10 protein-coding genes are annotated in these 15819 nt (G+C 48.0%); 5 read left to right on the top strand and 5 right to left on the bottom strand.

Features of this window, described 5'->3' with window-relative positions:
• The first annotated feature begins 35 nt into the window (after positions 1 to 35).
• A complete protein-coding gene (locus AAC022_RS10700) occupies positions 36 to 362 on the top strand; it encodes a hypothetical protein (protein ID WP_339730813.1) in 327 nt (108 codons plus the stop codon).
• 176 nt (positions 363 to 538) lie between these two features.
• Here the strand turns inward: AAC022_RS10700 and AAC022_RS10705 are convergent, their stop codons facing one another.
• Both AAC022_RS10705 and AAC022_RS10710 read right to left on the bottom strand, forming a co-directional pair.
• Positions 539 to 1870 (bottom strand): hypothetical protein, encoded by a 1332-nt coding sequence (locus AAC022_RS10705; protein WP_339730795.1) that lies wholly within the window; start codon positions 1868 to 1870, stop codon positions 539 to 541.
• A 408-nt stretch (positions 1871 to 2278) separates the two neighbouring features.
• Complete coding sequence (locus AAC022_RS10710; RefSeq protein ID WP_339730796.1) at positions 2279 to 2914, bottom strand: nucleotidyltransferase family protein; 636 nt, start codon at positions 2912 to 2914, stop codon at positions 2279 to 2281.
• A gap of 103 nt (positions 2915 to 3017) precedes the next feature.
• On the opposite strand from AAC022_RS10710, the gene surE reads away from it, so the two are divergent.
• From surE to fhcD, 4 genes are all read left to right on the top strand, one after another.
• On the top strand, positions 3018 to 3827 hold the full coding sequence (gene surE / locus AAC022_RS10715; RefSeq protein ID WP_339730798.1) for a 5'/3'-nucleotidase SurE: 810 nt from the start codon (positions 3018 to 3020) through the stop codon (positions 3825 to 3827).
• Positions 3828 to 4040: 213 nt separating this feature from the next.
• Entirely contained in the window at positions 4041 to 6089 is a 2049-nt protein-coding gene (locus AAC022_RS10720; protein ID WP_339730799.1) for a PAS domain S-box protein, read from the top strand.
• Positions 6079 to 6753 carry a response regulator transcription factor gene (locus AAC022_RS10725; RefSeq protein WP_339730801.1) on the top strand — a complete coding sequence of 225 codons (675 nt, stop codon included), beginning with the start codon at positions 6079 to 6081 and terminating at the stop codon, positions 6751 to 6753. The genes AAC022_RS10720 and AAC022_RS10725 overlap by 11 nt, the downstream gene beginning before the upstream one ends.
• Before the next feature lie 85 nt (positions 6754 to 6838).
• Complete coding sequence (gene fhcD, locus AAC022_RS10730; protein ID WP_339730803.1) at positions 6839 to 7765, top strand: formylmethanofuran--tetrahydromethanopterin N-formyltransferase; 927 nt, start codon at positions 6839 to 6841, stop codon at positions 7763 to 7765.
• A 24-nt stretch (positions 7766 to 7789) separates the two neighbouring features.
• On the opposite strand, the gene AAC022_RS10735 is transcribed toward fhcD, so the two are convergent.
• From AAC022_RS10735 to AAC022_RS10745, 3 genes are all read right to left on the bottom strand, one after another.
• A complete protein-coding gene (locus AAC022_RS10735; protein ID WP_339730805.1) occupies positions 7790 to 10666 on the bottom strand; it encodes a 2-oxoglutarate dehydrogenase E1 component in 2877 nt (958 codons plus the stop codon).
• Between the two features lie 404 nt (positions 10667 to 11070).
• A complete protein-coding gene (locus AAC022_RS10740) occupies positions 11071 to 11430 on the bottom strand; it encodes a DUF3467 domain-containing protein (RefSeq protein WP_339730807.1) in 360 nt (119 codons plus the stop codon).
• A 382-nt stretch (positions 11431 to 11812) separates the two neighbouring features.
• Positions 11813 to 15819: Ig-like domain-containing protein (locus AAC022_RS10745; protein ID WP_339730808.1), on the bottom strand; the 4007-nt coding region annotated here is incomplete at its 5' end.

Here is a 15819-nt window from a genome sequence, read left to right on the forward strand (position 1 = left end):
TACAATTAAGTTAAGGGGACTCTCAAATGTTAGGTATCGTACGCCGTTTGTACAATGACGAATCAGGATTCATCATTTCAGCCGAATTAGTCTTGGTTCTGACGATTGCTGTCTTGGCAATGATCGTTGGCTTAAGCGAAGTCGCCGTCGCCGTGAATACGGAATTGAACGACGTTTCGAACGCGATTGGTGCGTTGAACCAGACGTATGCCTTCACCGGTTTCTGGTCGGGTAGCCACGGCAAAACCAAAAGCTACTACATGGGCAGTGAATTTGATGATGCCTTTGACGATTGTGACTTGAACACAAGTTGTGACATCGTCTGTGGGGCTGAAGGCCTGCCATCTGAAGGAGGCTATTAAGCCTTGAGCCTGGTCGATTGATCTGAAATAACATAAAGGGTATTTCGATCATCTGCTGCCGGCAAGAGTTTGATTGCTTTTCGTCAAGTATTCTCACTGGAGATATAGAAAAAGAGGCAGGTTTCAATTGAAACCTGCCTCAATTCGTTCATATCACAAGCAATTCGCCAAGTCGACTAAGCAGAAACATCTGGTTTCGCGGGAGTCAATTTAGGATTTGCTTCCGGTTCTGGTTGTGGTTCCGGAACCACTGGTTTAGCTGATTCCCGAACTTGAGGTACCAGCCCACAATTGCCAGTTGCACAGGCAGTTGTGGGACAGACCGTTGATGGAACCATGGTGCAAACTTCGTAAGGAACTTTACGGGCCACACACTTGGAAACATAACGTGTGCAATTCACTGCGACCTGTTTTGGTACGCAACGAGCAACACGGTGTGTCACTGTAAAAGGAACTTTACGAGTCACGCACTCAGCAACCTTGCGGGTGCATTTCTCTGAAACCATTTTACAGGTTTGCACGGGAACTTTACGAACTCGTTCTTCACAGACCCAATTACAGGTCTGGTAAGGAACTTTCTGAGCAACGGTTTCGGTAACCCAGCGACAAGTCCGGTACGGAACCTTGGTAACAACCACTTCAGGCACCATTTTGCAGACTTTGACAGGAAACTTGTTCACAACCACTTCAGGAACATACCGTGTAACCTGAACCGGGCAGTTCTGACGAACAACCTGAGGTACGTATTGCGTACAAGGAACCTGACAAGCGACTTTTCGCAGTCGCCAAACTTTACGACATCGTGTTTTTCCGGGAACCTGTACCATTGTCATTTGGGGAACACCACAAGCATTCGTCGACCAGCAGGGGCGACATTTACCAGGTTTGGTAATCTGTTTTGTTTCCCAGACGCCACGTAAACGATGCACCGTACGATACGTAGTTACGGGCTTCATCACCGTGTAACAACGCTCCTGGTTGATCGTTTCTGTGACAGGACGCATGACAGTCTGTCGGCATTCCTGCTCGATTGTTTCCACAACCGGTCGCATCACAGTACGACGACATTCCCGCTCATGATTTTCCCAGACAGGACGCTGTACCTGATAGCTGCAATCGCGATATTTAGTCTCGACGACAGGGCGACGCACAGTGTAACGTTCTTCACGTTCCGATGTCTGATATATCGGTTTCTGTACCGTATATTCGACATCGCGGTAAACCGTCTCATTCACCATGCGATAACAGGTTTGCTGCTTGTCTTCGTAGACTGTCTCGTATTCAGTACGATACGCAGTATACTGTTGAGGCTCTAAAACCCGGTCGTATACAGTACGGTAACATGTCTTCCGCTCAACACGACAAGCGGTGTAACAGGCCGTTGGTTGACAGGCTACTGTAGGACAGCAGTTATAACTAGCTGCTCCAAAATACCTGCAGGCTTGCGCTGAATCACTAACAGCCAGCATTGCCACTGCGGCAAATGCCAAGGCTAAAGTCTTTCTCATTATTTCCCCCTCCAAAAAAGTTCGTCACATGATGAAAGTGTGCGTTTTCCGAATTTTCATTTCATACAGGACTGCCTGCATTATTGACATGACCTGAAAAAAGATGCAAATCAAAAGCAGACGTCTCGTATGGAAAAAACAAAATCGCATCGGATTGATCTATTTAGCACTCAAGCATAGATCACATAGTTTTGGTAACTTGAGGAAAAAAGGGGGATATGACTTTTTAGTTAAGAGGTCGATCACGCTTTCACTTTACAATCGTTATCACCTGCAAAGTTTCACAAAAGCAACACCGTGGCGCGCTAACCTATTGTCAGATAGCAACATGAGCACTAAATGCTACAGCAAAACTGCGCTGAAAAACGCCAGCCATCCAAGCATCTAAATTGTTGGATGCATTGAGGTTCAGAAATCTCCAGAAAATTGCTGCTTTACCGACTCGAAATCTTCGGGAGTATCCAGATCAATCAGAATTTCCGGAAAATCGCATTCGAACAAGTGTGGTTGAACCCGATGATTGTTCCACAACGCATTGATGCCTTCATCATCCCCAAGCTGAAAGACGTCCTTTGAAATGGACCAGCGAAAGAAAGCCGGGTGTCCTTTTTGTTTCTGAAAGGTAGGAATCATGACTTCCGCCTGACATTGCACCCAGGCCTGATAAAGTACTTCCAGTACCGCACGATTGAGGACCGGATGGTCCGCGGGGACTAACAGCCAGCTGTCCTGTTCCACCGGTTCGTAGTGGGTGTTAATCCATTCCAACCCGATTTGCACGCTTTGTTTCATATCGGGAGGATCAACTTCGGGTTGGATCAAATCCAGATCCATATCGGAAAGATGATCCTGCAATCGATCATCCCCTTTGCGAGCGACAATGACGACTCGGGTTATAAAAGGCGCGCTTAATCCCCGAACCAGTCTCTGGATGACGGTTTCTTTACCAAGGGTCAGCAACAGCTTGTGCGTGCCCATGCGACGGCTCCTGCCAGCAGCAGGAATAATGACAAACAGTCGTGGTGGTGTATTTAAGTCGCTCATTCGGATAATATACCAATGACTCGTTCAAACAGAGAAATCGCAAAGCCACAGGGAAGCTTGATTACTAAGCCCCCTGCTCTCTTCTATAACTTGAGGTAGTTTAGTGCAAATCTTATTAACCAACGACGATGGAATTCATGCCCCTGGTATTCGGAGTCTGCAAAAAGCGCTGACACAACTGGGCGATGTTGAAGTCGTCGCCCCATTGTCAGAGCAGAGTGGCGTCGGCCTCAGTATTACTTATCTCCATCCTCTGATGATACATCAGGAGTTCGAAGGGGAACAGCACTGGGGCTGGGCTGTTGCCGGCAGTCCGGCAGATTGTGTCAAACTGGGAATCCTGGAATTCTGTCCTCAACGCCCCGATCTGATCGTGAGTGGGATTAATTCCGGGTCCAATGCGGGAATCAACGTGCTGTATTCGGGAACTGTCGCCGGCGCGATCGAAGGCGCGTTTGCCGGCATCACATCGATTGCCATTTCCGCCGCCAGTAGTTTTGCTAACGATATCAAACCGGATTATGATCAATGTGCGGAACAGAGTATTCCGATTATCAAAAAACTGTTACAGGAAAACTCCCGCTCTGACTCTGACAGACTCTGGAATGTCAATTTTCCGGAAACGAAACCCGAATGGCCGCGCGGCGTAAAATGGACATCTCTCGGCGTGAAACGACACTTTGATGTGATGGAAAAACGGATCGATCCACGAGGGCGGCCTTATTACTGGAGCGGCCTGGATCCGATCAGCAATCACCGGCTGGAAGCAGGCACCGATATACAGGAGCTTTCAGAAGGATATGTGACCGTCACGCCTCTCAAATTTGATTTAACGGATCATGCAAAACTCAATGAAACATTAAAGGGACAGACAGGCAGAGAGATTGACCTGGAATCTGACGAGAATTCATAGAACCATGCCTGATCAATCACTTAAAGAGAATGCAAATTTGACTTTGTCCTGCCTGCCAAGTTAACATAAACAATCGTGAATCTATTTACATTCAGCGATTTTTTATTCTGGCATGCACGATGACCAGCTGATCAGAAATGCTCACATCCGTAACGCGCTTCTGCGGACCACAATGTTAAGTACGATCTTCCCTATGCGATTTCGAGGTAAGCAGTGACACAGAATAATTCGCTTCAAAGCTCCTCTGCTGATTCCCAGTCGCTGGGTGAGAACCTGCTGGGGTTGAAAACCAGCGAGTTCTTGCAGAATCTCGCGCAAATCGATCATCAACTGCTCAGAAAAATTCTCGCCAATACCCCGTTGATTATCTGGGCCGTTGATCGGAACGGGATAGTCACCTTCTCTGAAGGCGGCGGCCTGAGAAAAGTCGGATTCCAACCTGGTGAATGGGTCGGCAGGTCTGTCTTTCAAGAATATGCGGATGACCCGGAGTTGATCTCGATCTTCAGAAAAACGCTGAATGGTGAAGTATCACGCCTGGAAAGGTTCGTTGGAAACCTGATCCTCGACGTAGAATATATGCCCCTGTTTGATGAACAGGGTGATGTGGATGGTTTTCTGTCCGTTGCGGCGGATATTACCGAAAAAACGCTTTCACAAGAAGAACTTCGACTCTCCGAAGAACGGTTCAGTAAAATCTTCCAGGTCAATCCGATTGCCATGTGCATCACGGAAATGGAAACAGGATTATTTATCGAAGTCAATGAGGGTTTTTTGTCTGCACTGCAATGCGGTCGGGAAGAAATTCTGGGAAAAAGTGCCTTTGATATAGGTTTCTGGTCAAACACACAACAACGCCAGGAAATGATTGAACAAGTCAAACGGGAAGGCACCGCGCGGGAACTATTTTTTGATTTCGTGAACCCCAAAGGCAGCCGACTTTGTACCTTATTGTCGGCAGTTCAGATTTACTTCCGAGGAGAAAACCTACTTCTGTCCTGTATCAAAGATGTCACCGGAGAGCATCAAGCGCTGGAAGAACTCGAAAAATTAAATGAGCATCTGGAATCCAGAGTGGTTTCTCGTACAGCCGAACTACAACACGCACATGCGATCCTGAATGAAGAGTATAAAAAACGAAATCGACTCTATCGCGCGCTACAGCAGACCGAAGCCAAATGGCGTTCTCTGGTCACCAACGCGCCCGATACGATTTTGACTCTGGACTGTGATGGTACGATTCTCTACATCAACCATAACATCGCATCAGTGGGCATTGAAGGCATCATTGGGTCTAACATCTTTCAATACATGAAGACGGATGATCTTACCAAAGCAAAACAGATTCTAAAAGAAGTATTCCAAACCGGTATCCCCCAGGTCATACAAACCGAAGGTCTCAATGCGGAGGGAAAGAAAGCCCTGTATTCATGTCGCGTGGGGGCCATGGTGAGTGGAGGAGTGATCATCGCAGCCATGGTGATTGCCACCGATATCACACAACAGAAACAGGCTGAGCAGGAACTGGTCAGGCGCCGTGCCGAATTGGCCCATCTTTCCCGCCTGTCTACCATGGGCGAACTGGCGGCTGAATTATCCCATGAACTAAATCAGCCGCTCGCCGCCATCAATAACTACACAAATGGCTGTATACGCCGTATTCAGTCAGGAACTACCAGCCAGGACCAGTTGATCGAACCACTGCAAGAGATCTCGCGCCAGGCCCAGCGTGCCAGTGAAACCATTAAACGTCTACGTCGGCATGTCCAAAAAAGCGAAGTCGAGCACAAACCCCTCGATCTGAATCTGGTGATTCAGAATTCGATCTCACTACTCGAACATGAAATACAGCGAAATTTCGTATCATTGCACCTGGAACTCAGTCCAGGACCTTTGCAGACCATTGGTGATGCCATTCAAATTGAACAGGTTCTGGTGAATCTGATCATTAATGCAATCGAAGCAATGGCTGAGATACCAGTCAAAGAACGAAAATTAATCATCCAATCCGACCAGGATGAAGATGGAAATTTGGTTATTTGTGTCACAGATAGCGGAATAGGTTTGAAAAAAGAGGAAGAAAATTCTATCTTCGAAACATTCTACACAACTAAACAAAAAGGACTCGGAGTAGGTTTGTCTATCAGCCAGACAATTATTGAAGCGCACGGCGGCAAACTATTCCCTCGTCGAAATAAAAAAGGGACGAGTTTTTTCATAACTCTGCCTGTCATTAATGGAGAACATCATCGTGGTTTCTGAAGTTATGCCTATCAATCAGGAAGCGACCGTCAATCAGGAAGCGACCGTATTTGTAGTTGATGATGATCCGGCGATACGAAAATCGCTCCGGTGGCTCATCGAATCCGTCGGTCTCAAAGTTCAGACTCATGAGCTAGCCAACGATTTTCTGGAAAGCTACTCTCCCGATTCTCCCGGCTGCCTCGTCCTGGACGTTCGAATTCCGGGAATGAGTGGTTTGGAACTTCAGGAGAAACTGCGGGAACGGGGATATGATATTCCCGTGATCATCGTCTCCGGATATGGTGATGTTCCGATGGCGGTGCGTGCAATGAAAGCCGGTGCAGTCGATTTCCTGGAAAAACCAGTGAGTGATCAGGTTTTGCTGGATTATATCCAAAAAGGAATTGGGCAGGATATCAAAAATAAAATGGCGCGGTCACAAAACAAGGAACTCATCCAACGCAAAGACTCGCTGACCCGCAGAGAGCGAGAAGTGATGGGATATGTTGTGGCCGGACTTTCCAGTCGTGAGATCGCAGAAAAATTGAGTGTCAGCTTTAAAACGGTTGAAGCACATCGCGCAAAAATCATGAAAAAAATGCAAGTCAAAAGTGTTCCTAAACTGATTCAAATGGATTTGCAAATTCAAGGAACCTCTATCGCTGATCCTGACCGTCTCTAATTTGAAAATCGCAGAACTAACGCAAACTGCATTCTGCAAACAACCTTACTAAAAACCGTTTTTTTGATCTCGTCTGGGAACGAATTTGAATACTCAAACTGAATTGGAACTAAATGGTGTTCCCATTTGTGATACCTTTGCTGAAGCATTCACAACCGTGGGAACGCGAATTATCGTGACAGCACTGACTGAATCCTGGGTCAAAATAGCCGCAGCCGAAGTCAGTGGATATGCCACGAGCGTCATCGCTTGCGACGCGGAAGCCGGTATTGAAACGTTCCTCTCGCCTGCAGAAAGCCCCGACGGACGACCGGGAGTCAGCTTAATGTTTTTCGCGTTCAGCCGCTCTGCGCTGGAAAAAGCGGTCTCGAACCGGGTCGGCCAATGCATTCTCACCTGTCCAACAACCGCCTGTTATTCCGGAATCACAGACTCTGATCCCGAAAAACAGATCGCACTGGGAAGTCAGCTTCGTTTTTTTGGTGATGGCTTTCAGGTTTCCAAAAAATGGGGCGACCGCCGACTCTGGCGGATCCCGGTGATGGATGGGGAATTCGTTTGCGAAGATCAGGTTGGCACGTTTAAAGGGGTCGCAGGTGGTAACCTTTTAATCTGTGCAACGGATCAGAAAAGTGGATTACTCGCGACAGAAGCCGCTGTTACCGCCATGCAGAAACGGGAACATATCATCCTGCCTTTCCCAGGAGGCATCGTCAGAAGCGGCAGTAAAGTCGGATCGCGTTATTCCAAACTGAAAGCCAGCACCAACGATGCCTACTGCCCGACGCTTCGTGCACAGACCACATCAGAACTGCCTGAAGGTACCGGCTGCGTTTACGAAATCGTCATCGACGGCGACTCGTTCGACGCGGTACAACAGGCGATGCAGGCTGGCTTACACATCGCCAGCCAGCAACCGGGGGTCCTCGAAATCACTGCTGGAAATTATGGTGGCCAGTTAGGAAAACATCATTTTCACCTGAAGGATATCCTGGATTCCACAAGCCAGTGAAAAAAAGTTTGATTCCAGATGCGGCTATGCTTCTTCTCGGAAACTTTCTGAAATCAGCATTTCCTGCTCAAACTGATGGCTCCTGCCAGACCCTGTCGCCGGGCTGGCACTAGCCTGACGATAAACGCCCTGCAGTGGATGGCGGCCAAACAGATTTCCTTTAAAGCGACAATACATAAATTGCCAGGCCCCCATGTTTTCCGGTTCTTCCTGGACCCAGTACACGGGGGTCCCTTCCGGATAGGGGGCTAAAGCCTTCTCGAGCTCTGCTTTGGGAATGGGATACAGCTGCTCCATCCGAATGATGGCAATATCATCGCGTTCCGCCTGTTTTCGATGCTCATTCAGATCATAATAGATCTTTCCGGTGCATAGTAATATCCGGGTGACTTTTTCGGGTTCGATGTCTGTGGTATTGGCAATGACTTTGAAAAAGGAGCCCGAACTCATCGAGGATAAGCTGGAGACCGCGTCGTGATGTCTCAGCAGACTTTTGGGTGTCATCACGATTAATGGCTTCCGCCACTTGCGAATCATCTGCCGTCTTAACAGGTGGAAAAACTGATCCGGTGTTGTGGGGACTGCGATTTGAATATTGTTTTCCGCAGCCATCTGCAAAAATCGCTCGTATCGCGCACTGGAGTGTTCAGGCCCCTGCCCTTCAAATCCATGTGGCAACAACAGCACGATCCCGCTGTAACGCTGCCATTTATCTTCGGCACTGACGATAAACTGATCGATAATCACTTGGGCCGCATTACAGAAATCGCCGAATTGCGCTTCCCAGACAATCAGGCCATCGGGACAGTCTAAACTGTAGCCGTAATCGAAGCCGAGAACCCCCGCTTCCGAAAGAGGACTGTTGACGAATTCAACAGGTCCCTGCCCGTCGACCAGATGTTTGAGTGGCGTATATTTTTTACCGCTTTTAACATCATGCAGCACGGCATGGCGATGACTGAACGTCCCGCGCTGCGCATCCTGACCACTCACGCGAATCCGATACCCTTCGGTCAACAAGGAAGCAAATGCAAGTGATTCCGCTGCACCCCAGTCTAACTTACGCTCACCATCTGCCATTTCCTTGCGGATGCGCAATAACCTTTGAATTTTCTTATGCGGTGTAAAACTCTCCGGAAGTTCGGTTAGTTTCGATAACAGATTGACGAGGCTTTCTTCCGGAACTCCCGAGTCGATCTGGTCGGCTGGTAATTCTTCTCCTCCACGATATCCCGCCCAGATACCAGCTGGTAATTCAACCGTATGCGGATAATTATCCACTCGAGCTGCTGCCAGTTCCGATTCCAGGTGTGAGATACTCTCGTCCCGCAGACGATCGCCATCTTCCTGTGTGACCGACTTGCGTTCCAGCATTCGCTGCAGGAAGCTATCGCGTACAGAGGGGTGCTTGCTGATGATATCGTACATTAACGGCTGTGTGAAAGAGGGTTCGTCTCCTTCGTTATGTCCACGACGGCGATAGCAATACATATCGATCACGACATCACGATGGAATTCCTTACGAAAGTCCATCGCCAGTTTGACGACCTGGGCGACTGCTTCCGGATCTTCTCCATTCACATGGAAGATGGGAATCTGCAGCATTTTGGCGACATCTGTCGCGTAGGTCGAAGAACGACTTTGCGCAGGGTCCGTCGTGAAACCGATCTGGTTATTAACGACGACATGAATCGTACCGCCGGTTCGATACCCTTTCAATTCGCTCAGATTCAGGCTCTCTTGAACTACGCCTTCCCCGGCAAAAGCCGCATCACCGTGAATCAACAGGACCATGCCCTTGGTTCGATCGATGTTGTGCCAGCGGTCCTGCTTGGCGCGCATTCGCCCCATGGCAACGGGATTGACGAACTCCAGGTGGCTGGGGTTAAAGCAAAGTGTCAGATGGACATTGTGTCCCGATTCGGTCATCCAGTCGGAACTGTACCCCAGGTGATATTTGACATCGCCGCGTCCCACGCTCATTTCGGGAACCGAGTCTTCATATTCCCGAAAGATTTCACGCGGTTTTTTGCCCATGATATTTGTGAGCACATTCAATCGGCCGCGGTGTGCCATTCCAAAGACGATCTCGTCAACGCCTTGCTCACCGGCTTTTTCAATGGCAAGATCCAAGAGGGGAATCAGGCTTTCCGCCCCTTCCAGTGAAAAGCTTTTCAAGCCGACGTACTTTTTCTGAATGAACTCTTCGAAGACAACCGAATCGGTTAAACGACGTAAAATCCGCAACGCTTCGGGACGTTCAAACTTGAGAAAGTTGGCTGTGCTTTCCATCCGGTCTTGCAGCCACTTGCGAACGTGCAAACTGTCGATGTGCATAAACTGCGCACCAATGGATCGACAGTAGGTGTTCTTTAACCATTGGATCATTTCCCGCAATGTTCGTTGAGCAGGACCACCAAAAGTGGATGTGGAAAAAATCCGGTCGTAATCCCGTTCGGAGAAATCATAAAACTCGGGCATCAGCTCGGCGGGAGTGGACTGTATTTTCCCCAACGGATCTAACGATGCCAGAATATGTCCTCGTACCCGGTAATTTCGAATCAGCTGATCGAGACGTTCCTGCCGATCAGCGATTTTCATTGTCTGGCGGTCCGTCCCTTCCGTCTTCTGCGAACCAGGCGGATTAAACATCGTATGACGTTTAAACGAAGGGCCAAATCCAGGTCTTTGCGTACGCGCGACCTTGTGGGGGAAGCGGGCGAAAAAGTCCTGCCATTCCTGGGAGACGGACCCCGGCGACTTCAAGTAGCTCGCGTACAGATCTTCAACGAAGGTTAATGATTCTGAGCTGATTTCGTTGACTAATTCTTCCGGCAACTGACTATCGTGGTGCCCATTGCCCTCGAAGTGGGATGATACTGAATCTGGTTTATCTAGCATTATGCCCTCTCCGGGCTTAGAGACGAACAACCGACAAGGCATTAGAAATGCCCCTTGGTCAAGGAATCACCAATGGATTATCGATGAAACGAGTTCTAACCGTATTTCTTTTACAATATGGTATAAGATCAGAGTTTTAAAGCTCTCTCCTCTAGTTGACTTGCGCTGTCATTATGAAAGTTACCAAACTCGTTTTGGCTTTCCTACTCATCCGTTGCCAATCTTTTATCCAAAATTTCAGGAAATACCAGAATAACTGTCACGAGTGTGCCTGAATCGGTAGATGCCAGCTCTTCAAAGCAGCATGAAAAAGTGCGCAGCGCATTAAAAAAACCGGCCTAATACAGTTCGTATCGGGCCGGTTTTTTGATGTAGCTTTCGTCAAACGCTCTCGTTTAAAAGCATTATGACTTCTGAACAACACGCTTACGGATGTCTGTTTCCAAAACTCCGAATGCCTGTTCGTGGCGCTGTAATGCCATTGAAAGTGCACTCAACAGTCGTTTGGCTGTGTAATGGTTCAGAATAATTCGCTGGCCTACGGTGATCTCGGTATTCGAAGGATCAAGCGGCTGCGGGTTCAATCCCAGGTCCAGAATCAATTCTTCTGGAGTACTGGAAACGCGACAGAAGTTGGCATAGCTGGCTACGATGTTGTCATCGTTCACCTTAACCTGCTGCTGTTGCTGAGCTGGAGCTGGAGCCTGTCCTGCTGCTGCTTCTGTTGTTGCTTCAGCTGATTTCTCATCTTTCTTAGCACTCACGCTTAGTTTCTCCTCAATGTTATAAAATCTTAAGAAGTAATTGGTTCCAGAAATAGGGACCTGAACTGATGGGGAATCAATACGACCTGTTATAAGAAAACAGATCCCCCCAATATTAGATTGATTTGTCCTGACTTGTTCAAAGACTCCTGAAACATAACATCAGATTGTTCAGTATTCAAGAAAAGATCGTATAGACTTTGTAAGTCTTTAAAGACATTCATAAATGTATAACGAAATTGACTGCATGTTGAAAAAACACAACGCTCTTCCCCAGCTTTCCTACAACAGCCAGTTGAGATAGTTTAGGGGAAATTCGCCCTTATGGTGGCCTGTAAAACACACATAAGGGCGAGTCGTACACCTCTTGAACACTTCTGACTTAAAGAATCGGACCTGCCCATTCAGAAAAGACATCGTCAAATCCGGCATCAAATTCCTGAGTCAGCCCCAGAAGATCAAAATCGGAATCAGTCTGGTCGGTGTCTGAACTTGGGCTGTGTTCGCGGCTGTCAACAATGGATAGTCCGTTGAGCTGCAGGTCGCTGATCAGTTCCTCACTTAATCCTTCCAGAACGGATAAATCAAGTTCGACCTGATTCAGAGCAGAGGAACTGGGATTCAAGTGATTCAGTAGCAGATTGACCTGAGGCAGTCCATTTTCGGTCAATTCCGACAAGTCGTTGGAAACGAGAACGATATTGGAATCCAAGGCAGTCAACGACTCAGCACCGGTGTTGAGCTGCTCGCCAGCAGGCAGATTCGCCATTAAAGGAGCATTCACGCCAACCAGAATCTCAAAGTCCCCTGTCGTTGCCGTTTCGTGAACGGTCTGCAGAATCAGAGCATCCAGCACGGAAGGCAGTTTGCGAACTCCCGGATCCAGTGTCGCATTCATGATATCGCCAGCATGAACGGTATCATCCAGGTGCAAGCCGTCATCAGTTAATGTGGCTTCAAATCCACTGCCGACAAAACTCAAAGTTCCACCGACGCCCACTTCGATATGGCTTTGGAATGGAGCATAGGTTTCTGTGAACCCGGCCACGTGTCCAATTTCATGTAATAGCACGGTGAGCAAGTCGTAATGACCGACGGCATCAGAGCCGCTGTCAGCAGTATACGATACGCCCCCTTCCAGTTCCGTTCCACCAAAGGCACTGGTATTGATTTCAGAATACCAGCCTTGACCAGCGGCATCATCATCCAATGTAACAATCCCTGCTACAGGACGCCCTTCATCATCGACGGCTGTAATCTGACCTGCACCCAACTGTGTTCCACCCAAATCGGTAATGACCAGTTGAATGTCCAGCGGCTGTTCCAGTCCCAGAGCATCCTGCCAGATCGCCAGAGCTTCATCCATGACGTCGTCAATGGAAGAGCTTCCGACCAGATCATCGGTTTGCCCATACCAACGCTGCAGGAAGTTTTCAGGATAAACGACTTGCTGGTCGCCACCTTTTGAAACACCATAGTTTGAGATGAAGCTAGTCAGATCGCTAAAGTTAACGGTACCGCTTTTGTCAGCATCAAGTGCCCAGACATAAGGGGAATTCTGGTCAAGAACATTCTGACCATAAACAGAAGTTAAGATGACCAGATCACTGAAGTTGATCGCATCATCATCGTTCACATCATAGGCCATGGCCCATAAATCAGTCTCCGGTGCATCTCCGACGATGATATTCGCTTCAGCACCATCAGCCAGACCAATTTCAACATTACTCAGTTCAAGCCCCAGAGAATGAGGGCCGAGGAATTTATCATTGAAGTCAATCGAGACATCATCCTGCTCCAATGATTCAAACTTCACACGTGCTAACAACGCACTTCCCAGGTTTCCTGTTCCAGAGTTAATCGCGGTACCGCTGATCGAGGTCACAACTCCCGTCGAATCATCAATCACAACATTCCCACTACCAGTAAAATCACTGCCGAACTCAATCTCAGTGGCGGTAAAGAATTCCGTGTTGTAATTCAAATCGACCAATGCATTCTCAACGGAATCATTATTCGAAGTTTCCACATAAATTTCAGCCCAGAAGGAACTCCATTCATCAATCCAGGTAATACTGCTGGGTAACTCGGTCACATGACCTGTCTGATCGATTTCCGTTTGTTCCTGAACAACAACGACATCAACGGTCGTTCCTTCCGGTTCACCAACGGTACCGTGCAAAGGAGACGCAGCCGGCGTATGAGTCAGGGAAAGCCCGCCCAGAAAAACCTGACTATTGTCAATATTACCAATGCTTCTTTTTACAAAATCATTGCTGTCAGATAGTCTGACTTCAAAATTGGTATCCGATGTTACCCCCTCCGCTTCAACTAATACATATCCTAACCTAGCATAACCACTATCGCTGGCGATTCCAGGAAGCAAGCTTAATCCTCTAATATTAGAAATAACACCGGCACTATTATTTATGCTGCCGTTATCGGAACTGCCGTTAAAAGCAGAGGCTTCATCTGTAGCACTTACTCTCACTGCTCGGGCAATGTTATTACTGTCCCAAGTTATATCAAGCTGACTTCCGCCAATCCCCGATACGGTTCCCGACTGCGCGATCAATGACTGGATTATTTGATCGCTCACCCAGATTTCCACATAGTATCTCTCATCAACCGCAAATTCTGTTTGCCCCGCAGGAAGCTGTCCTGCATCTGCGACTCTAGGAGATACTATGATCTTTTCCCCACCAACGGTGTCGGAATCACCACTTTCTTTAAATATTTGAATTGCCAATTCCCCAGCATATAACTTATCAATCATATCACTGCTCAAGCCTTGCCAGATTCCCGACACAGTGTTAGTGCTGGCATCTAAGACAAGGTTGGGATCTTGATTCATCAGTGACTTATCGTAGATGACGAACACTGGGTCAAAAGAGTCATTGTCAATAAGCTGAACAAGTGCCAGATCATCGTTCGAATCCCCAATCGTACGAGTTCCGTCAAAGTCCAACAGAAAGGTAGGATGATCTACAAAGTCCTGTAAATAGATACTGAACTCAAGGTCCTGTAATCCATTTGTCAGTGCTAACTGCGCCCTTCCAACAGCAGAACCAAAATCGGCTTCTGCCTGGAAAGTGATGAAGTCACGATCTGAAGATACGGTAGACCGAGCCACCAGTTGGACTGCAGCCGTTGTTTGAGGGTCAGGAGTTAGCGTAAACATGCTACTGACGTCGGGGGAGACCATGTCACTGGACTTGGCAGTGACAGTAATCTCCGCTGGCAGCCGAACCTGAATATTACTGTAATCACTGAATTGAATATGCAATTCATTCCCGCTGATAAAGATATTGTTGGCCCAGAAATTAGCAGGCAGAGGATCTCCTCCCACCAGGGTGGGAGGGAAGCTAGCAATACTATAACTAATCGTATCACCAGGATCCGCATCACTGAAATGATTATCCAGATTGATGATCACTTCTGCCAGACCATCGCTGGTCACATCAGGCAGTCCTGATGTCATCAATGGCTCATTTGATCCTGTGACGATAATACTTACGGTCGCCGTATTGGTCGAACCTTGATCGTCTGTAATTGTGTAAGTAAATGTCTCAGTAAACTTATCTGTGGGCAGTGTCAGATCATTGTGTGCGTCATTCGGATCATAAGTGAGCGTTCCGTCAGGATTGAGTGTGATCGTTGCCCCTGAGTCTAGCTCTTCTGGATTACTTTCAACAAGAACGACAGGTGCTTCCACCCCCTCAGCAATATGAGTCACACGAAGAACATCACTGTTATCGGGATCACTGTCAGCCCCATGACCGTTGTCGAGCCGCACATCAACCACAATAGACGTATTCTTGTCCGTCGTGGCATCATCATCGGCTGCGGTAACAGGGTCATTCACACCGTCGATCGTAATCATAACGGTCGCAGTGTTTGTTCCCCCCTCGCCGTCATCAATCGTGTAAGTGAATGATTCAGTGGCTGATTCTCCAACGGCCAGATAATCATATTGCCCGTTCGGATTGAATTCGAAAACACCACCTGATGTCAGTGTCACAGTGGCACCGGAAGCCAGGCTAAACGGAATTCCTACCGTGCCAACAGACACCCCTTCGTTGATACCGGTCACGGTAAAGGTAGCACCGTTATCAGGATCGCTGTCAACACCACTCCCGTTATCGGCGAAGACATCACCGTTCATCAGAACCGTGTCTTCATCAGTTAAAAACGTATCGTCCTGGGCCACCGGGGCATCATTCACGCCGTTGATCGTAATCGAAGCGGTCTGAGCAACAACGCCCCCTTCGCCGTCGATCACATTGTAAGAATAATTAATCACCACGGATTCACCCACGGCCAGATCGTTGTACGCACTCGGGGTAATATCCAGCTGGTTTCCGTTGATGGTGACGCCACTGGCGTCGC

Origin of the sequence: uncultured Gimesia sp. (assembly GCF_963976445.1) — a bacterium.
GTDB lineage: Bacteria > Planctomycetota > Planctomycetia > Planctomycetales > Planctomycetaceae > Gimesia.

Coding starts and splice junctions, on each gene's coding strand:
- AAC022_RS10735 (WP_339730805.1), bottom strand. CDS start 10,666: ATGCTAGATAAACCAGATTCAGTATCATCCCACTTCGAGGGCAATGGG.
- AAC022_RS10705 (WP_339730795.1), bottom strand. CDS start 1,870: ATGAGAAAGACTTTAGCCTTGGCATTTGCCGCAGTGGCAATGCTGGCT.
- AAC022_RS10710 (WP_339730796.1), bottom strand. CDS start 2,914: ATGAGCGACTTAAATACACCACCACGACTGTTTGTCATTATTCCTGCT.